Below are 21,023 nucleotides of genomic sequence, written 5' to 3'. Positions count from 1 at the left end.
TAAGGTTGTTTTTATTTAAATGAAAAGATTTTACAACGAGTAGCGCTGATATTTTAGTTTCTTTAAAACTGAAGGTAAAACGCTCCATCATCTGACTTTGTAAGTTGAATGTTTTTATAATCGGTCATAAAGTGTTGAATCTTAGAAATACGCTCAAACTCGTCAGGAGTGTGTGTAGTGTTTAAGATCACCGATTGTGCTTTTCCGTTGGCAGCTGCTTGAGCTCCGGTAGGACTGTCTTCAAAGATCACACAGTCTTTAAGATCAACCTGAAGCCGCGCTGCAACCATCTCAAATACTTGCGGATCCGGCTTCCCGCGATCTACCATATCAGAGTGCACCACAGTTTGAAAATACGGTTCAAGCTGTAGCGCTTCAACGGCAAATTCAGCATTTTCTTTAGGAGCTGCAGTACCAATTCCCATTGGGATTTTTAATGCTTTTGCGGCATCTAAAAATTGCTGCAGTCCGGGAAGCATTGTGATTTGATCTGCATAGATCTCTCGATAGGCAGCTTCTTTATCCCAAGCGATCTGTGCGATTTCTTCCGCATTAAAACGGTCACCAAAAAGGCGCTTAATGATCTCGTTGTTCACGCCGTGAATGTCACGCTTTACTTCGTCTAGTGTCATTTCTAGACCTAGCTCTTTGAGTTTCTTTTGCCAAGCGCGATGGTGAATCATCATATTATCGATCATCGTCCCATCCATATCAAAAATGAGTGCTTTGACCGCTATTTTATCTGGGGTTTTGGTGGTTTTCAAAGTTTATATTTTTAGTAATGTGCTTCAAAGATAATGAGAATGAAACAACTCTAGTTACTACTGCATTTCCCCCTTTGGCTGAGGGGTGTTTGCCCCTAAATTCGATAGCTAAGTTTTTGGCTATTAGGCTTTTGTTACATTTATAATGCACTTAAAACTAACGTATTATGATCAAGGCCATAGTTTATGGGACAGAGAGCGCTCCCGCCCAAAAACAACTTTCAGGTATTTATGCTGAATTTGAAATTGTAAAAAGTGTTGAATTGGCTAAAAATAGGGCATCGGGCAAGGCGATTCCTTTAGATCTTGATGATGATGCTATCATTCAATTCACTTTTTCAGACGATACCGAATGGATAGGTAATGCGTTAGACATTCAGGAAATTTACAATACACCTTTGAATACCTCACGCTCTGGTGAGGCATTGGTTTTTGAAGCCAAACTTGTAGAAACGAGTCCGTCTCGCGGAATTGTAAGTGAAGTGATCATTAAAGCGCTGCACCTGCTCAAACCTAAAGCAGCAGCGATCGCCGCTGAGGAAACAGCAGCAGTATTGGCCGAAGCTTATGATAAAAAGGTAATGCCGCAACCCGGTGTTTTTAAGATGGATGCTACATTTCAATATCTGCCTGTTGCTAAAGTTGATAAGCAAACTACACCATATTTACTACTGATTCACGGCACACTTTCTAACACCTTTGCTGCATTTTCTGATCTGCGAATAGGCGCCAATCCTATCTGGGATCAACTGTTGCAAGAATATGCCTCCGGAATTTTAGCCTTAGAGCATCGTACGCTTTCGGTTAGTCCTATTCAGAATGCGATAGACTTTTTAGAGTCGATAGATAAAGGGATTGATCTGGATATTTTAAGTCATTCCCGCGGCGGACTCGTTGCTGATATTCTCGCTAAATGCGATCGACGCAATCAGATAATTGGGTTTAGCGATCTCGAGTTGGGAATGATGCTCAGAGAGGATGACAGCACGCATAAATTGATGGTGAAGCTGAATAAGCTTGCTCAAAAAAAACAAATTCAAATACATAAAGTAATACGCGTTGCTGCGCCGGCAAGCGGGACGACCATCTTATCCAGACGACTAGATCACTTTTTAAATGTGATTATGAACGCAATGGGCCTCGCAATAGGTGCGCAGGCTAATGTGCTTTACACTACTGTACGCTTGTTTTTGCTAGAGGTGGTTAAACAAAAGGCCAATCCTGAAGCTATGGCGGGTTTGTATAGTATGGTTCCTGATAGTGCATTTCAAAAAATGCTCAATTACTCCGCTAATCCTGTAGAAAGCGATCTTTATGTGATCGCAGGAGATGCAGAGGCAGGTGGATCTTTAGTAGATACGCTTAAAGTGATTTTGGCCAATCTGTTTTATTGGAAAGCTAATGATCTGGTGGTAGATTCCAACCGAATGGAGCAAGGTGCACCGCGCTTAAACGGCATCAACTACTTTCTTTCTAAAAATGCAGCAACCAATCACTTTAATTATTTCAGAAATCAAAATACGTGTGATGCTATTCTGCAGGCAGCGATCACGCCACCGGGTGAACTTGCAAATTTCTTTATTAAAAAACGCAATATTTCGGGGAGCAGGGGCGTACTGCTGGGCTTGCTTTCTATGAAAGGTGTGCATTATGAAAAGATTAGCGGAACAAAACCAATCGCACTGTTACTCCCGGGAATTATGGGATCTAGTCTTGATCATAATGGAAATCCTCAATGGATTGATTTTAGAGAACTGAATCGCGGCGCAATCAAAGATGATTTAAGTATTAAAACCGAAGATGTTTCCGCAAGTGGCGTGATCAAAAAATATTATGATGATTTTGCTCAGCATTTGGGTAAAACACACGATGTGATCACGTTTCCTTTTGATTGGCGGAAAAGTGTAAAACACGCAGCACAGCTTCTGGCAGAAAAAATAGATCAGTTGCTCGTTGAGCAAACGCAGCCTATTCAGATCATTGCGCATTCTATGGGTGGTCTGGTCGTGAGACAAGTAATGATCGATTTCCCTGAATTGTGGAAAAAGCTCATCGATAAACCTTCAACCAAATTTATCATGCTGGGAACTCCTTGGTTGGGTTCGTATCTAATTATGGAAGTGCTCACAGGGCACAGCAGCAGGGTTAAACAACTTGCGATGATGGACTTTAAAAACACTAAAAGAGATCTCTTGTATGTGTTTAGAGAATACCCCGGGATATTTGAATTACTCCCCATTGAAAACAATCAAAAGCGAAAATTCTGGGAGACTGATTTTTGGAAAAAGATAAAAGAGGAATGCGATGAAGCAATGGTTATTCCGCTTAAAAAAGAGCTGGATGCATTTAAAAAATACCGCGAAAAGGTGCTGGATTTTGTGACGAAGATCAAAGAAGAAGATCTAAAAAACGTGTACTATATTGCCGGACACGCGGAGCAAACCGTTTACGATTATACCTCAAAGTCCAGATTTCTGTCTAAAAAGAAAAAGTTAGTATATCTGGCCACAACGCACGGTGACAGTAGTGTGACTTGGGCAACCGGTATTCCGTCAAGATTGCCGGAAACCAATTTGTACTACACCGAAACTTCGCACGGTGAATTGGCTAATGACCCAAAATTATTTGATGGAATCATAGAACTCTTACAAGAGGGGAAAACGCAACTATTGTCTAAAACAAAACCGGTGAGCAGGGCAGGAGAAGTGATCACTGAAATGCACGGCGTGCCACAACCATTTAGCAATCAACAGGAAGCAGCAGATGCACTTTTCGGGATTACGCCAGTGCAACAAGCAACTGCAATACAACAGCCCAAAGTAAAGGTTGAAGTGATCAATGCAGACCTTAAAGTGGCGCGCTACCCGGTGATGGTGGGACACTTTAATAATGACGGCGTGCATAGTGCAGAAAAAGCCCTTAACCGCTGTTTGGGCGGTAGGTTGATGCAGCGTTACGATATGGGCTATTATCCCGGCAAAATTGGAGAAAGTGAAGTCTTTTTTAATCTGAATACTAACCCGCGGGGAGCTATCGTTTGTGGATTGGGCAATACGCAGGAACTCACGCATTACCTGCTGGCAAAAACTACAGAAATGGCGACTTTAAAATACGCCATGTTTATGCGCGATAATTACACGCTAGCGCGAGCTAAATCTTTTGCTGAAGGGATCTCGTTCATTTTTATAGGAACCGGCTACGGAAGGTTGCAGGTAGAAGATTCGCTCAAAGGAATTTTGTTAGGGGTGAGTAATGCCAATGCCTACATCCGTCAACATCAAGACGGCTTAATGCCCATTACCGAAATTGAGTTGATCAATCATTATGAGTCTTTGTCAAGTCAGGCGTATTGGGGCTTAAGCAGATTACAACACGCAGATAACCGCTTTAGTTTTGAGTTGGTTAAAGGAGTGAAAAGTAAAGAAGGCGCCAAAAAGAAACGAGCATTCATTAGCGATCGTGATGATTGGTGGCATCAATTTAATATTGAAAGTTTGCTCACCAAAGAATGTATCAAAGGGTTTGCATTCAATTCATCAAGCGGTTTGGCGCGTATTGAAGAAGAAGAGGTACATAATGGGTTAGACCAGGTTGAGGTTCTGCTAGAACGTATGTCGCACAGTGCTGCTTGGGATAAACGCTTGTCAAAGGCGTTGTTTGAGCTGCTCATTCCCAATCGGTTTAAAGATATAATTCGCAATCAAAACAATATTTTACTTAAGTTAGATCTTGAAGCAGCACAATTTCCGTGGGAAATGTTTCACGATTTTGATTCAGATGAAACTCCGGCTGCCGTTAACAGTGGACTCATACGTCAATTACTCACTTCAGAATATGAAAGCCTTCCGTTACGAGCTTCTAGCAACTCGGCGCTCATTATTGGCGATCCACTTTATAATGAAGAAAATTTGCCACAGCTGCCGGCAGCAAAAAAAGAAGCTCAGGATGTCAATGCAAAGTTAGAGCAGGCTGCATTTGAAACCTTTTCCCTTATTAATGCAGAACCGGCAGAAATTATGCTGGAGCTCTATACCCGCCCTTATAAGATCCTGCATTTTGCCGGTCATGGTCTTTATGATTTAGCAAACGAGCGCGTGGGGATTGCCATCGGGGATGGTATTTGCATCAATCCCGCAATGATCAAGCAACTGAGTTACGTGCCGGAATTCGTTTTTATCAATTGCTGTTATTCGGGAACCTTAGATGCTAAAGATTCGGCATACACGCAATCCCGATTTAAGCTTGCCGCCAATGTGGGAACGCAGTTGATCAATATGGGAGTTAAAGCTATTGTGATAACCGGTTGGGCAGTAGATGATGCGGCGGCTGCGACCTTTTCTGAGCATTTTTACAAGCGCATGCTTATGGGTTATGAATTTGGCGAAGCGGTGCAAATGGCGCGTAAAATGTGTTATCAAAATCACGGGCATACCAATACGTGGGGAGCGTATCAATGCTACGGAAATCAGCATTACAAGTTTTTTGATCTTAGTAAAGCAAAAGATGACGACTACGATTATGTGTTGAGTTCGCAGGTTTACATTGATCTTGAAAATCTCTATTCAGAAGTAAAGCATAATGCAACTAAAAAGAAGCAAGGTCAAAAGCGCTTGGAAACAATTCTAAACAATGCGGCGAGCAATAATTTGATCGATGGTGTCATTCGAGAAAAAGAGGCACTTATTTACGATGAATTGAATGAGCCGCTAAAGGCATTAGAAACCTTTGGTGCAGTGCTTACGCTAGAAGATGCTAACTTTTCTCTGAAAGTATTAGAGCATTTTTGTTTGTTGCGTTCTCATAATTTTTCGGAAGATGCTGAAAAACGTTTGGCAGAATTAGATCAGGTGACCAAACTCGCTATGATAGGCAAAACCACTTTGCGACTGGGTGTGGTGGGTAATGCCTATAAATTTGCTTCGGCCTATGAGCAGCCAAAAAAGCGCGATTTGTACCTCAAATTTGCACTGGATTATTACACCGAAGCTTTTATGATCAACAGCGATCTTTATGATGGCAACAGTCTGGATGCTTTTTCAAATATGGTGTTTATTGCGTATTTGCTAGAAGGTTATGGACACGGAAGTCTCAAAGCCTTGTTTGAACGGTTTACGACTAAAGATCCGCTGACCTATCTGAGGGATTTTCATAAGCAACTAGATGATGTAGATCCGGAAGATTTAGATATTTCGGTACTTCTCGGGATGACAGAAGTCAGCTTTTGTTTACTACTATTAGATAAAGACGAAACTCAAGAAGAGCAGATTTTTGCAGAGATTAATAAGCGTTTTAATGAAACCTTCAGATTGCTTCATAGCGCACGACAAATACGCATTGAGATTGCTCAGATTGAATTTTTAACCAAGCATACAGCTATTATTTCCGAGAAAAAAATCAATATCTTGAATAAGATAAAACGCGTTCTTGAAGAGAAGAATAAAAGCTAGAAAAGAACTTTTAGGCCTGCCAAGAATCGCTCATTTTTTTGACTTATAATATTCTTTTAAGACACTTTTGCGGCCTATGGTTGCGGTGATGATATCTTTTTCTAGATCCCAGCCTCGGGCCGGACTGTACTGTCGACCATACCAGATAATTTGTAGGTGCAGTTCATTCCAAAGATCTTTTGGAAAAAGGCGTTTAGCATCTTTTTCGGTTTGAACTACGTTTTTTCCATTGGTTAAATTCCACCGGTACATCAAACGGTGAATGTGCGTATCTACAGGAAATGCCGGAATGTTAAATGCTTGAGAAACCACTACGCTTGCCGTTTTGTGACCCACCGCAGGGAGCTGCTCTAACGCTTCGATACTTTCAGGAACTTTTCCATCATATTTATCGATAAGTATATGAGAAAGACCGTGAATACCTTTTGCTTTCATCGGCGATAAACCCACAGGTTTAATGATCTCGCGAATTTCTTCCACAGAGAGTTTGACCATATCATAAGGGTTATCGGCGACCTCAAATAGAAGCGGCGTGATCTGATTTACCTTGACATCAGTACTCTGCGCACTCATCAAAACCGCGATAAGCAGCGTGTACGGATCTTTATGATCTAACGGAATGGGAATCTGAGGATAAAGTTGCTTTAACGTATCTATAACAAAGGTTACCTTCTCGGCTTTAGTCATTATCTGTAATTTTGAAAACGAAAATACAAAGAAGGGATTTTTTGAAACCTTAAAAAGAATCAATTCTACACATTAAAATATAGAAAATCATGAATATGCTAAAAGAAGGAGATCAAGTACCTGCATTTACCACTAAGGATCAGGACGGAAACGAAGTACAATGGAGCGATTATGCAGACAAAAAAGTCATTGTGTTTTTCTACCCAAAAGCGTCAACACCGGGTTGTACTGCCGAAGCTTGTAACTTGAGAGATAATTACAAAGAATTACAAGCAGAAGGTTACGAACTACTAGGCGTGAGTGCAGATTCAGAACGTCGTCAAACCAATTTTAGAAATAAGTATGAGTTTCCTTTTCCGCTTTTAGCAGATGAAGATAAAACCGTGATCAACGCTTTTGGTGTTTGGGGACCAAAAAAGTTTATGGGCAAAGAATATGATGGAATCCATCGTACCACCTTTATTGTAGAAAACGGAACGGTAACCCGTGTTATAGGAAAGGTAAAAACCAAAGACCACGCCACTCAAATTTTAACCGAAGCATAAAACGTTTCAAAACATACTATTAGAAATCCGCTCCTGCAGCGGATTTTTTTTTGCAACCTATTGAAGGTGAGTTTTCTATTGGTTTGCATTTAAAGCAGCTACCTCGCAATCTTCAATTTTACCCTCAAATGAGCTTCTTAACATAAAGCCTTAGAACAATTTTAAATAGTAATGTTGAGGTAACTTTTTTAACCTTCAATTGATTTAAAATTAATTCAAGCACGATACTGAGTTAACGCCGAAAAATGCTGGTCTAGATAGATTTGTTTCCAACTAAAAATCAAATTTCTATTAAACATGACTACATTAAAAAAACTTTTATTCAACCTTATGATGCTTGCATCTGTGGGTGTAGTATTTATTGCTTGTGAGGGTGAAGATGGCCTTGATGGGGCAGACGGCGTTGATGGCGTTGACGGTACCGATGGTGTTGACGGCCAGGATGGTGAAGATGGAGAAGACTTTACTCCAACCGCTGAGCTTTTTGCAAACAAATCAAGTTTAGAGCCTTTAGTACAAATGTCTCCGGCTTTCAACTTTGTAAAGCCTTATTCGTTGATCAGTACTTCTGATGTGATCGGGGAGACCAATTTTCAAATGGCAGGTTCTGCAGACGGTGCCGGTTTCTTAAAAGATCCTAATAGCGACGGATATATTTATGTAGTTAATAACGAAGATCACTATGCGGTATCTCGTATTTTCTTAGACGAGAACTTAATTCCTGTTAAAGGTGATTACTTATTGAATTCTGGTGTGGCAGATTGGGCACGCCAATGTAGTGCTACAATGTGGGAAGCAGACATTCACGGAGGTAGCGAAGATATTTTCTTATCAGCATCAGAGAGCTACAGCTATAAAGTAAAAGCGATTGATCCTTATGTAGAGACTCCAACTCCCACTGCAGATTTTGGTCTGGCAGCATTGGGCGAATTCTCTTGGGAAAACGCGGTTCCATTACCTAAAGATGCTTATACCGGAAAAACGGTGATCATCGGTGGTGATGACGATTCTAGCGGTTCTGAAGGCCAAGTTGTTCTGTATTATTCAGAAAACGGCGACGCAGATCTTGAAGGAGGTAAAGTTTATGTTTTAAAACTGAAGCAAATCTCTGACGGAAACGGTGGCGTAATCGCTGCTGAAGAAGGCCAGATCTACAACGAAGGTGATCTTGATTTCAAAGCAACTTATGATGTAGAATTTGTTGAAATTCCTGACGCTGCAAACCTAAGCGCAAGCGAGATGGAAGATGCTTGTATTGAAGTTGGTGCTTCGGCATTTATGCGTGTTGAAGATGTAGATTATCAGAAAGGTTCTGATGCTAATGGTCGCAATGTGTATTTTGCTGTAACCGGTAGAGGTCCCGGAGCAGGAACGTATAATGACTGGGGAACCGTTTATAAATTAGAACTTGATGCAGATGCTCCGTTAACCGGAAAGCTTACCCAAGTAGTAAGCGGAAACACAGACACAAACAATATGGACGGGAACCTTGCAAGCTTGCAGAGCCCTGACAACATTTGTGTGACTGAGAACTATGTATACTTTCAAGAAGATCCAAATTCATTCAACAGAAATCACAATTCATACATCTATCAGAGTGATTTAAATGGAGATAATATCGAAGTTGTATTGCGCTTACGCGTTGACCAGAACTTAGCTGAAGATCCAGGTGTGGTTTACAACGGAGAGTTTGGTTCTTTGATTGACATTTCAGATAAAATAGGGGTAGACGGTACTTTTGTACTGGCACTTCAGCCTCATTACTGGACTGATGATTTCTTCCAAGGATTAGATGGTCACATCATTTCTGGACGTGAAAACAGACAAGGTTCTCAAGTAATTTTATTACAAGGCTTACCAAGATAACAACCAACCATTATAGTCTTTAAACCTCCACAAATTCTTGTGGAGGTTTTGTCATAAATACCTAGTACCTGTTTCTATGAAATTACTTACCCGACTCGGCCTGATTGTATTATTGTGTTTTTCGGCTTGTAAAAACGATAAGAAGGCTGACGAAACGCTTACCGCTTTAGTAGACTGGCAACCTACTCAGGACTATTATAAAATGCATTTAACCGAAGCGATGCAGTACTTAGATTCGTTAGCGGTCACCCCCGCTGAAAGCGCTAAGGCCAAAATCTATTTTAGTAAAGCACGTGTGGCTTTTAAAAAAGCCGAACCCTACGCTTCATACATCAATCCTGTGGTAGGGCATCGCGCCAATGGTCCCGCACTGCCTTTTTTAACAGATGATTCTCAAAAGGTTTTGGAGCCTGTTGGACTTCAAAAAATTGAAGAATCTATTTATGAGGGAATTGAGAACGAAACTACTTATCAAAAAGAACTGCGTCTCACCAAAGGTTTACTAGAAATTTTAAAAGGAAATATTGCAGAGCGCGAAATTAACGCTGAACGGTTCTTTATCGCAACACATCAACAGTTGATGCGTATGGTGAGTCTTGCGATCGCTGGTTTTGATACACCCGTGAGCGGATTAGGTTTGGGAGAAACTCAAGAATCCTTACAAAGTCTCAGAGATGTTTATGCATTGAGCATACAAGAGCGTGTAAAAGCTGCTGATGCACAGTTAGATCTTCAATTTCAAGATCAGGTTGAGAAGGCTATTGCGTTTATTGCAACCAATAAAGATTTTGCAACTTTTGATCGCTACACATTTATTCGGGAATATTTTAATCCCATTACGCGCAGCTGGGTGGCGATACGCAAAGCTTCAGACGTATGGGAACCGGTGACTAATAAACCCTATAATTTTGATGCACCTACCTTTTTTGAAGAGGATTCTTTTAATGTGGAATATTTCAGAGAGATCACAAATCGTAATCCTTCCGAAGCACAAATCGCATTAGGAAAGCGTCTGTTTTTTGACAAAAATCTTTCAAAAGGAAAAGATATGGCTTGTGTTACTTGCCACGATCCCAAACTAGCCTACACAGATGGGAAGGTAACCAATATGAATAATACCGGTTCGCCGTTAAAACGGAATTCTCCCACCTTGATCAACTCGGTTTTTCAACGCGCATTTTTCTGGGATGGCAGAGCCGAAACCTTACTTGCTCAGATTTCAGGGGTATTTACCAATAAAGAAGAATTCAACAGTACAGTACACGAATTCTCTGAAGAAGTGTTAACCGATTCCACCTATTACGAAGCTTTCAAAGAAGTATTCGGTACGCGCAGAAGTTGGACTAACGACGAAACCATCAAAGCACTTTCGGCATACATCAGTACGCTTAATGGTTTCAGTTCAAAGTTCGATAAAAATATGCGTGGAGAAGAAAACACATTTACTCCTGAAGAAAAACAGGGGTTAAACCTATTTATGGGAAAAGCGCTTTGCGCTACCTGTCATTTTATGCCGCTCACCAGTGGGACAGTGCCTCCCTTTTTTACCGATACAGAAAAGGAAGTGATAGGTGTGCCGGAAACTGCTGCAAATAAAGAGCTTGACGACGATCTGGGCTTTTACTTTATGTACGAAGAGCCCATACAATTGGGAATTTTTAAGACGCCAACCGTGCGTAACGCAGAGCTTACCGCGCCCTATATGCATAACGGTGTGTATGAAAGTTTAGAAGAAGTTATTGACTTTTATAATAAAGGAGGCGGCGGTGGCCTTGGCTTTGATCTGCCGCATCAAACACTACCGTTTGACAACCTCGAACTTACCTCCGAAGAACAGCAAGCTTTGGTCGCTTTCTTAAAAACCCTCACGGATGTACCCGAAGAGGTCGTTTATTAAGCGTTTGGGATTTCATTAAATTATTTAAATTTTAGCAGCAACTTAACAGGTTGCTGCTTTACCTTTGTGCCTAATATGAAGGCATTTGTAAAATCTGTTTTTCTCTTCTTGCTGCTCCTTTTGGGAGCTGGAGAGTTTTCTTTTGGAGTTACTCCGGCAGATACTTTTGCGCCAGTTGTGCCGGGAGAACACCGTGCATCTGTTCAAGAGGGCAATGACAAGGCGGTTGCAGTCGAGCAACTTTTGCTTACTGCTCCTGAAGTTTCTTTGCATCAGCAAAAGGATCACTCTTTTAATGGTTCTGATTTTTGGGCAGGTCTTGCTTCAGAGTCTACTGCGCTACTTACGACACTAAACCTTCAGTACTTGACACTGTGTGAACGTATTACCCCTTCGCTCAGTCGGCTAGATCTCATTTTCCCTTTTCATTTATTTCCGTAAAGAATTTTAATTTTTTGACTTTAAAAGTCGGGTTTATCTTTTTAAGCTTCGGCTTAGATGCACTTTATGCATCAAAATGTATTTGGCATCGCTAAAGGTGTTAATACGCAGTCCTGATAGCTATTGGGACGCTAAAAAATTAAACAACTCTTTATCTTATGAAATTAAATATGATTTTGGTTTTTGCCGTTGTGGTGGGAGCCGTAGCAGTACCTTATATTCTTTTTATCCTTTTTGGATCAAACACTAAAAAACTCAGTACTTTTTTTAAAACCGAAGCAACAAAACAAAACCTCGCTTTTGATAAAACAGAGCAGTGGGCTTCGCGAATCATTGGTATTGATCTTAAAAATAATGTGCTGTTTTACGCACAGTTAGTACAAGAGCAAATCGTGCACAAAGCGGTTGATCTTTCTACAATTTCTCGCGTGAATCTTCTTGAGGATCTACAAACTAAACGTATTGACGGAAAAGTAAGTAGCACTTTAGAGAATCTTACTTTAGAACTGATACCACAAAACAGTGGAGCGCCAATACTTCTTAATTTTTACGATTCGCTCATAGATTCAGCTCAGAATTTTGAGATGAAGCGTGCAAGCGCCTGGAAGTCTGATATTCAAAACGCTTTAACCGCAAAGCAAGCTGCTGTTGTAGCTGCTTAATTTTGTCTTTTACCCCTTAATTGACGAAAAAACCTCGGCTGAAAAGCCGAGGTTTTATTTTTTAACAAAATAGCTTCTTGAAGCTTATTTTTTGTTGTGTTCAAAAAGGTAATTGGTGAGCAAGGTATATAAATGTCTGCGGGTATTCATTCCCTCGTAAATACCATGGGAGCGATTAGGATAAGACATCATCGTAAACTGTTTGTTTTGTTTGATGAGTTCGTTTACCAGATACTCCATATTTTGGTAATGCACGTTATCGTCGCCGGTACCGTGAACCACCAGTAAATTTCCTTCTAGATTTTTAGCATAGGTTACCGGAGAACCTTCAATAAAATCTTCAAGATTTTCCTGCGGAAGTCCCATATAACGCTCTTGATACACATTGTCATAAAACAGCTGATTCGCCACTGCGGCTACCGCCATTCCGGTTTGATAGATCTCAGGATAACGGAATAACAGATTTAACGTCATTGAGCCACCGCCGCTCCAGCCCCAGACTGAAACCCGATCTTCATCAAGAAAACTCCATTTTTCTAGTAAAGCTTTAGTCGCCATCGCCTGATCACGCGAATTCACCACACCAACCTTGCGGTAGATCGATTTACGCCACGCGCTACCTTTTAAAGATGGCGTGCCGCGGTTATCCATATTGATGATCACAAAGCCTTGCTGCGCTAAAAAGATATCGTACAAACCAATGAAATTGTCGGTGGCCATTTGCCCCCAAGGTTCGCCATATACATGAAAAAGCACAGGGTATTCTTGAGATTCATCAAAACCTACAGGCTTGGTGATTCTACCTTCAACCAAAATACCGTCTTCGGTTTCTACTTGAAAAAATTCGGTTGCCGGAAGCGCCAGGCTGCTTAGTTTCTCTTTTAAATCGGCATTGTCAACCAAGACTTTTATGGTCTTGTGATTAGGCAGACTTATCAGGCGTACAGTAGTTGGTTCATCAACACTCGTGTGCGAATGAATCGCATACTTTCCGTTTGGTGCGATTTGATAGGTATTGATCCCTTCAAATTCTTCAGGCGTAAGGCGTTTGGGAGTGCCTTTTCCTTTTAATGAAGTCGAGAACAAATAACGCTGCGCAGGATCTTCCGGCGAAGCCGAAAAGAATACTTCCTTAGCTGTTGCGGTATAAAAAGCCGCCACATCATAGTCGCCCGGAGTTAATAACGTACGCTTGCCGGTTTCTAAACTTACTTTGTAAATATGCCGCCACGCATCATTTTCGGTCATTCTTAAGAACTCAGACTTATCTGGTGTTAAGAGCAAATCATTTTTACCCCATTGGTTGGCAGAAACATCGGGGTAATCGAGATCTACCCAGGTTTCTTCGGTTTCAGTATATACTTCTTTTAGCGCCTTAGAAGAAGGTACATAGGTGTAGATCTTCAGTGTATTTTGCTTGCGGTTCAATTGCTGAATCAACAAAAGATCTTCGTCAATCCACTGTAAAGCGGGCAAATAATGCTGAATAGGATCACCTGGAACCGGAATCCAGGTAGTCTCTTTGGTCTTAGTATTTACAATGCCCACCTTAGTCGAAGAAGGATCGTAACCCACTTTGGGGTACTGCAACGGAATAGGCTTAGCATACACAGAATCGGTGGTGTTAATCATATAAAACGTCCCGATTTCTGATGCATCAAGCTGCCAATAGGCGATGTGTTTTCCGTCAGGATTCCATCTAAAACCATCACGCGCACCAAACTCTTCTTCATAAACCCAGTCAAAGGTTCCGTTGATGATATCGCCCGTTCCGTCTGTTGTAAGTTGGGTTACTTCGCCGGTTTTAAAATTCTCTTCATAAAGATTGAAACCTGAAACATAGGCTACGTTTTCATTAGAATCAGAGAACTTAGCAAACATCAATGACGACGAAGGAAGCGCCGCGCCCAATTGCTTCAAAGATTTGGTATCCAGATCATACACCCAATAGTCACCTTTGGTATTTGAGCGCCAAACCCGACTGGTGTTGGTGAAAATAAGCACCTTGCTTTCATCGTTTGAAAGGCTGAAATCAGCAATTTGAAGCGCTTGATCTTCACCCGAAGGCGTAAGGGCTGCTGCGCTTAAAAAGACTTCTTGAGCATTAGATTTACTTGCATACTTGATGAGTTGGTCTTGACCGTCTTCGGTTTGCTCGATAGTGACAAAGGCGTCTCCATCATCGATCCAACTTATTGCTCGCGCGCTCTCCCCGCGAAATTCAGAGGAATAAATTCGATCTAATGTTAATTGAGAGGCGTCTTGTGCATTTGTTGTACTATTTACTGCAATTGTAAATAAGCAAAGCAGGCCTAGTTTTATGGCTTTCATAGGTTAGTTATTTCTAAGTTTTTCGATGGCTTCAGGCGTTTTGGCAAGTGGTTCACCCAATAGTTTGCTTCCGTCTTTGGTAATGACAAAATCTTCTTCAACGCGTATGCCGCCAAAAGATTTGAATTTTTCCACTTCGTCATAATTCACAAAGTCCATATACTTTTTCTGCGCTCTGCGCTCATCGATCAAGAACGGATTGAAATATAAACCGGGTTCTACCGTGAGTACAAAATCCTCTTGAAGTTCTTTTCCTAAGCGTAAAGATTTCAGACCAAACTCAGTGCTTTTCTTCAGCTCAGGAGTATAGCCCACATATTGCTCGGCCAGATTTTCCATATCGTGAATGTCTAAGCCCATCATATGACCCAAACCGCATTGAAAGAAAAGCGTATGTGCTCCGGCAGCAACTGCTTCGTCAGCGTCACCTTTCATCAGGCCAAGATCAGTAAGACCTTCTACGAGCTTCTTGGAAGCCAGCAGGTGAATGTCTTTAAAACGCGTACCCGGTTTTAATGCAGCAATGGCACTTTCGTGCGCATTAAGGACGATATTGTAAACATCCTTCTGCAACGGACTGAACGTTTTTCCGACAGGGAAGGTGCGCGTCATATCACCACCGTAGCCCATCGTGTTATACGCGCCGCAATCGCAAAGTACCAGATCGCCTTCACTCAGGACGGCTGTGGTTGCGTGATTGTGCAGGTATTGGCCATCTTTGGTTAGAATAATGGGGAAGGCGAGTCCGCCGCCACCGCTTACTGCAATACCGTTAAGCGTACCTGCCATTTGCATTTCGGTCATTCCGGCTTTAGTATTGATGATGGCATACTCGTGCATTTTGCGGGTAATATTCACAGCTTCTTCAAGTTGTACCAATTCTTCAGCCGATTTGCGCTCGCGCTGAGCAACGATTGCCTGAATCAAGGCTACAGATTTGTTAGCTTCTACCTCTTGGAGCGGAATATCTAAAAGTTCGCTGATCGCAATTTTTTGAGCCGAACGATAGGGCGGAAGGTAATGTACTTGTTGTCCTTTGGCTAACTGCGCTTTTAAATAAGACGCTACCTGATCTAAAGGTTTTACAGTGCTGAAGCCTGATTTTTCAGCAAAGCTTTCTAATTTTTCAGCAGAACCGATCCATACTTTTTCTTCCGGAGTGGCATTGTTTCCGAAGAGGATTTCTTCCCCGGTGTCGATGTTGATCAAGAAGTATAAATTAGGAATATGGTCGATTCCGGTGTAATATAAAAAGCTGCTATCCTGCATAAAAGGATACCAGTTATCGGCATAATTCATCGAGCTTTCGCCATTTCCTGGAAAGAGGATGATGCCACTTTTTAAGGTTTGTTTTAAAATATTTCGTCTATTGACGTATGTGCTTTTAGGGAACATAAAGTGAATTAAATTTTGTGAGTTTTATGGTTTATAGGAAACTTTAAAACCGCTAATGGCTGCTAAATTACCGAAACCTCTTTAGAAAGAATAACCGGCGATTGCCCTATTGTATGCATTTATTAGCATTCTGAATGCAAAAAGAGGCGCTAAAAGCCTCTTTTTGTGCAAACAATTCTATTTGTGATAGACCTTATCTGTCTTCCAAACGGTCTTTTACATATTCAACTTTTGTTTTTCCGTGGGGTTTGGCATTTCCGTTTTCATCTAAGCCAACCATCACGATCTTGTCGATGGTGATGATGGTCTCGCGGGTCATTTTGTTACGTACCTCACATTTTAAGGTTAGGGAAGCGGTACCAAATTTTACCGGTTCGATACCAATTTCAACGATATCCCCTTCACGCGCGCTAGACTTAAAATCAATCTCAGAAATATATTTAGTTACCGTACGCGGATTCTCTAATTGTATGATGGCATAAAGCGCCGCCTCCTCATCGATCCATTCTAAAAGTCGGCCTCCAAAGAGCGAACGATTGGGATTAAGGTCTTGCGGTTTGATCCATTTTCTAGTGTGAAAATTCATAGTTTTTCTCTTAAAAATTCTACTGTAAATTTAAGACTTATAATGCCCAAAAGCTCCCCAATTGCTACGGTTTCCTCTATGGTATGATAACCAATTTATATAGGATTATACGATTTTTAAACTGCTATAACCTTGCCCATTTTGTGTAAGTTGAATCTGCGTTGCGATACGCTCTTTTAAACTGTCTACGTGGCTGATCACCCCGATCATTTTTGAAGATTCGGCTTGCAGCACCTCAAGCGTGTCCAACGTTTGATCTAGAGTTTCAGGGTCAAGAGTTCCAAAACCTTCGTCAATAAACAGGCTGTTGATCGTAATATTGCGTGATGCGAGATCAGATAGTGCCAAGGCCAGCGCCAGACTTAAAATAAAAGTCTCGCCGCCGCTCAGCGTTTTAATCGAACGACGTTGCCCACCCATATGCTCATCAATCGCAACCAGACTGTCGTCCTCATCATCTGCCGGTTGGTCTATTTGATAACGATCGGTAAGATGTTTTAGGCGCTTGTTAGCTAGCTGAAGCAATTGCGCTAGTGTAAGGTCCTGCGCAAAATCATTGAATTTATTCCCGTTCGCATCACCGATCAGGTTATTGAGAATCAACCAATGTTCACCATCTTTAAGTTCCTGATCGATCTGTTTCTGAAGTTTTCTAATCTGCTCCAGATTATCCTTGTGATTTAATAGTTGGCGTGATAAAACAGAAGCTGAATGTTCGTGTTGCTGAAGCGTTTCTGTTTGTTCCTGATGCTGTTCTTGAAGTTTTTCAAGTGGTGCCTCACTCGCCGAATCCGTTAGGATTTGAATTTCTTCAATGAGTTTGTTGCGTAAGGTTTTTAAACGTAAAGCATCCTCGTTGATCTTTTCTAACTCTTGTTTCCAAGCTTGAGCGGTTGCGGCATTCAAACGCTTTTGTAATGCATCTTCAATAGATTCATAACCTTTCTTGTTCAATTGCTTTACTAGGCTGGCAGTGAGACTATCTAAGGTTTTTACAAGGTCGTGTTCTGTTTCTTTAGCTGCTGTGAGCAGTTTTTGTTGCTGGTTTACGGTTTGCTCGTTACGATTCCAGGAGGTTTCATTGTGACTGATGTCTTGTTCAAAATTTTTACCGGAATAGACTGCGGAAATTGCTTCTGCTTTCTTTTTACCCTTTGCCAAAAGCCCTTTTAGATCGGTTGTTTGCTGCTGAATTTGAGCAAGTATTTTAATGTTTTGCTGAAGTTTTTCAGCGGAATTTAATTCCTGTTCTTGCTGTTCCAGTTGAAGCTCCAATTCGTTAAACGTAGCGCTGCCTTTGGTTTGCATCAGGTTTTTGAATTGGGCATCAAAAGTGGTTTGCAGAGCACTCAGGTCTTCATCAAGAACTTTTATACGATGTTCGAGCTGTTGTATTTGTTGCGTTAATTGCTGAAGCGAACTTTCTTTAGTCGCGAGTTCTTTGTTCAGCGTTTTTAATTCGTGTTCTAATTGGAGCACCGCAGCTTTGAGTCCGTTTTCTTCTTGCGGAATATGGGCTGCAAAAGGGTGATCAAGGGAACCACAAAGCGGACAAGGTTCATTATTTTGTAGGTCTTTGCGATAATCTTCAAGTTGTTTTTGCAGTTGCGCTACTTCCAGCGTTTTTTGCTTAGCGATGTGCTGAGCTTTTTTCAACTCGATCTGCTGTTTCAGTTGTTTGACCTCTTCGGGCAACTGCGCTTGTTGCTTTTGAAGAGAAACGTATTCTTCATTACGTTCCTTACGCTGACTTTGCAAAGTGCTTAAAGCCATATGTGCTTTCTCAGCTGCGCGGATGTTTTTCAGTTTGGATTGAATTGTTGCCAATCGTTCTGCTACCGAAGCATTTTTAAGGTCAAATCGGTTCTCTAAAGCTGCATACGCAGAATTGGACTTCGTAAATTTCTCCTGTAAAGCAGCTTCAAAACCCTTGAGATCTTTTAGGTCTAAATGTAAATCGAATTCCCTAGCTGCCGTTTGCAACGGATTTTTACTGGTTTCGAAAGCGGTGCGCAAGGCATTGCGCTCATCGATCAAGGCACGGACTTCCGCTTTATAACGTTCCATTTTTTCCGGAAAATCAGTTGGTGTGACCGTAAGTTTAAATTGCTCGCTAATTTGTTGCGTTAAGTGCTCTCGTTCGGCTTTCGCAGCTTCTAAAGCTTCCGTAGCCTTATTGATTTCGGTTTGCTTTTCTTTTTGCTTTTCCTGCAAACTTTGCCAATGATTGAGTTCTTCTGCAAAAAGTTGAATCGCTTCGTGATGCTTCAGTGCATCTCCTTTTTCTTTTTCGAAGTTTTCCTGAAGCGCGACTACTTCGCTTAATTCTTTCTGTGTTTTTTGCAGTTCGCGTTCTTCGGCTTGTAGTTTCTTTTTAAGCTCGATCTCTTTGGTAAATTGTTCGATCGATTGCTTTAACTGTTTTTGTGTTTCGGCTAAAGTTTCAGCTTCTTTTTGCTTTGTTGCGAACGTATCTTCTTCCAACAATTGCTCTCTGAAAGTCTCAATTTTAGCGCGTTTAGCATCAATTTCCTTAGCACGCTCTTTGTTCCGAAGAAACACTTCTATCCCAATTCTGCGATAGATATCTGTACCCGTGATTTTTTCAAGAAGCGCACCGCGTTCCTTTTTGGGCACTTGTAAAAACTTGGCAAATTCGCCCTGCGCCAACACTACCGACTTGATAAACTGATCATAATTCAAACCGATCAGCTCCTCATTTTTTCCCGGCACATCCGATTTTTTTAAATCGAGAATTTCGTTGCTTACTGTGTTTATGAGCTCCATATGATAATCGCGCAGATTACCATTTCGGTTGGTCGAAATTTCCCAGCGCGAGGTGAAAATCCCTTGATTGCATTGATAGGTGATTTGCGCATTCGCATCTTCCTGATTGCGGGTAAGAATAGCTCCTTTTTTGAGCACCTCGTTCGTACTCATCTTCCCTAAACGTGGCACATGATTGAATAACGCCAGGGAGATCACATCAAGGATCGTGGTTTTTCCGCTTCCGGTTGGGCCCGTGATCGCAAAAAGGCTGTTTTGCAAAAAAGGTTCTTGGGTAAAATCGATCTCGTGCTCACCACGCAGCGAGTTGATGTTTTTAAAAGCAATTTTTAATATTTTCATTTTAAGCGGGATCTGCGGTGTTGAGGTGTTCTACAAGTTCCTGAAATGCCAAAGTTACTTTCGCCTTGGTTTCTGCGTCATACGAGTTTTGCTCTAACATTTTAGTAAAAACTTCAAGCGGTTTAAGATCTTCTAGATGTTGCTGCGCATCAAACAATTTTCCGGTTGCTTTTAATCGGTTTTTAAAAGTCGCCCGATGTTTAACGATCTCCAGACCAGGCGTATTAAATTCGGTAACTAGCGTGTCGAGCTGTGCAATGCGGTTGGCATCAAAGTTTTCTTCGATCAACTCTACTTCGATGAGGTTGGTGAGTTCGCCTTCAGATGTTAATGCTTCCAATTTGCTTTGTATACGCTCCAGATCGCCACTCACTTTGTTCAACTTTCTAAACGTAGGAATTGCAATGCTTTTGGGTTCAAAACCCGTTGAAGTATCTAAGATCAGCACCCGTTTTTCATCGGTACGCTCGCTGAAAGAAAGCGGTAAAGGCGAACCGCTATAAAATGCGGGAATTGCAGCACTCACGCGTTGGGGTTTATGTATATGCCCCAGCGCCACATAACTGAAATACTCTCCAAACTGACTCGCCTGAAAGGCAGCCTGATTACCGATTTGAATGTCGCGTTCGCTCTCTGAAGATTCAATGCCTGCTGCATACAAATGCCCCATAGCGATCACCGGTAGTCCGGAAAATTTTTTCTTACAAAGCTCTGCTGCCTGAGTAAAGACCGCTTCAATCCCTTTTCTTATGGCTTCAATGCGATTTTCATAGGTAACGCCAGATTCTGCGGCACGAATATCTCCATCCCGTAAAAACGGAATCGCAGCAACGACAAGCTGGTCATTATCCTGTTTACCTTGAACGGGAATCAAGCAATCTTCCGGATTTTCAGGCATTCCGCCAAGGATATGCACATTAAGTGCTTCTAGTATTTCGCGAGGCGCATCAAGCATCGACGGCGAATCGTGGTTTCCGCCGGTGATGATGAGTTTACAATTGAGATTGCTTAACTGCTTTAAAGCTTTATAGTATTGTTTGCGCGCTTCGGCGGAAGGATTAGCAAGGTCAAAAACATCTCCGGAGACCAAAACGAGTTCGATTTTTTCCTCTTGAATAATAGCAATCAGCCAAGAGATAAAGCGTTCAAAATCGGTATATAAATAGTGTTTGTGCAGTTTTTTGCCAATGTGCCAGTCGGCCGTATGCAGGATTTTCATGACTTTGAATTTAATCGCGTAGGAGGAGGCGTGAAGTTACGAAAATTGAGAGGT

13 protein-coding genes are annotated in these 21,023 nt (G+C 41.5%); 6 read left to right on the top strand and 7 right to left on the bottom strand.

Annotated elements, in window-relative coordinates:
- Positions 1–62 precede the first annotated feature (62 nt).
- Positions 63–764, bottom strand: a complete 702-nt coding sequence (locus tag BUA96_RS02195; protein WP_072979904.1) for an HAD family hydrolase — start codon at positions 762–764, stop codon at positions 63–65.
- A 167-nt stretch (positions 765–931) separates the two neighbouring features.
- On the opposite strand from BUA96_RS02195, the gene BUA96_RS02190 reads away from it, so the two are divergent.
- Positions 932–6,211, top strand: coding sequence for a DUF7379 domain-containing protein (locus tag BUA96_RS02190; RefSeq protein WP_072979902.1), 5,280 nt, complete (start codon positions 932–934; stop codon positions 6,209–6,211).
- 30 nt (positions 6,212–6,241) lie between these two features.
- On the opposite strand, the gene BUA96_RS02185 is transcribed toward BUA96_RS02190, so the two are convergent.
- Entirely contained in the window at positions 6,242–6,898 is a 657-nt protein-coding gene (locus BUA96_RS02185) for an endonuclease III domain-containing protein (RefSeq protein ID WP_072979900.1), read from the bottom strand.
- Between the two features lie 89 nt (positions 6,899–6,987).
- On the opposite strand from BUA96_RS02185, the gene bcp reads away from it, so the two are divergent.
- The 5 genes from bcp to BUA96_RS02160 all read left to right on the top strand — a co-directional run bounded on the left by bcp (position 6,988) and on the right by BUA96_RS02160 (position 12,309).
- Entirely contained in the window at positions 6,988–7,443 is a 456-nt protein-coding gene (gene bcp, locus BUA96_RS02180; RefSeq protein ID WP_072979897.1) for a thioredoxin-dependent thiol peroxidase, read from the top strand.
- Positions 7,444–7,740: 297 nt separating this feature from the next.
- Positions 7,741–9,309 carry a PhoX family protein gene (locus tag BUA96_RS02175; RefSeq protein WP_072979895.1) on the top strand — a complete coding sequence of 523 codons (1,569 nt, stop codon included), beginning with the start codon at positions 7,741–7,743 and terminating at the stop codon, positions 9,307–9,309.
- Between the two features lie 76 nt (positions 9,310–9,385).
- Positions 9,386–11,206 (top strand): cytochrome-c peroxidase, encoded by a 1,821-nt coding sequence (locus BUA96_RS02170; protein WP_072979893.1) that lies wholly within the window; start codon positions 9,386–9,388, stop codon positions 11,204–11,206.
- Positions 11,207–11,281: 75 nt separating this feature from the next.
- Positions 11,282–11,647 carry a hypothetical protein gene (locus BUA96_RS02165; RefSeq protein WP_072979891.1) on the top strand — a complete coding sequence of 122 codons (366 nt, stop codon included), beginning with the start codon at positions 11,282–11,284 and terminating at the stop codon, positions 11,645–11,647.
- 158 nt (positions 11,648–11,805) lie between these two features.
- Positions 11,806–12,309, top strand: coding sequence for a hypothetical protein (locus tag BUA96_RS02160; protein ID WP_072979889.1), 504 nt, complete (start codon positions 11,806–11,808; stop codon positions 12,307–12,309).
- Between the two features lie 84 nt (positions 12,310–12,393).
- Here BUA96_RS02160 and BUA96_RS02155 read toward each other — a convergent pair whose 3' ends face one another.
- The 5 genes from BUA96_RS02155 to BUA96_RS02135 all read right to left on the bottom strand — a co-directional run bounded on the left by BUA96_RS02155 (position 12,394) and on the right by BUA96_RS02135 (position 20,969).
- Positions 12,394–14,640 carry a S9 family peptidase gene (locus BUA96_RS02155; protein ID WP_072979887.1) on the bottom strand — a complete coding sequence of 749 codons (2,247 nt, stop codon included), beginning with the start codon at positions 14,638–14,640 and terminating at the stop codon, positions 12,394–12,396.
- A gap of 3 nt (positions 14,641–14,643) precedes the next feature.
- A complete protein-coding gene (locus tag BUA96_RS02150) occupies positions 14,644–16,035 on the bottom strand; it encodes an aminopeptidase P family protein (protein ID WP_072979885.1) in 1,392 nt (463 codons plus the stop codon).
- Between the two features lie 193 nt (positions 16,036–16,228).
- On the bottom strand, positions 16,229–16,621 hold the full coding sequence (locus tag BUA96_RS02145; protein ID WP_072979865.1) for an acyl-CoA thioesterase: 393 nt from the start codon (positions 16,619–16,621) through the stop codon (positions 16,229–16,231).
- A gap of 105 nt (positions 16,622–16,726) precedes the next feature.
- A complete protein-coding gene (locus BUA96_RS02140; RefSeq protein ID WP_072979864.1) occupies positions 16,727–19,750 on the bottom strand; it encodes an SbcC/MukB-like Walker B domain-containing protein in 3,024 nt (1,007 codons plus the stop codon).
- 1 nt (position 19,751) lies between these two features.
- Entirely contained in the window at positions 19,752–20,969 is a 1,218-nt protein-coding gene (locus BUA96_RS02135; RefSeq protein WP_072979863.1) for an exonuclease SbcCD subunit D C-terminal domain-containing protein, read from the bottom strand.
- Between the last annotated feature and the right edge of the window lie 54 nt (positions 20,970–21,023).

The sequence above is a fragment of the Leeuwenhoekiella palythoae genome (genome assembly GCF_900130045.1).
Lineage (GTDB): Bacteria > Bacteroidota > Bacteroidia > Flavobacteriales > Flavobacteriaceae > Leeuwenhoekiella > Leeuwenhoekiella palythoae.
Note: the sequence above shows the minus strand (reverse complement) of the source record. Positions and strands in the feature narration are given on the sequence as shown.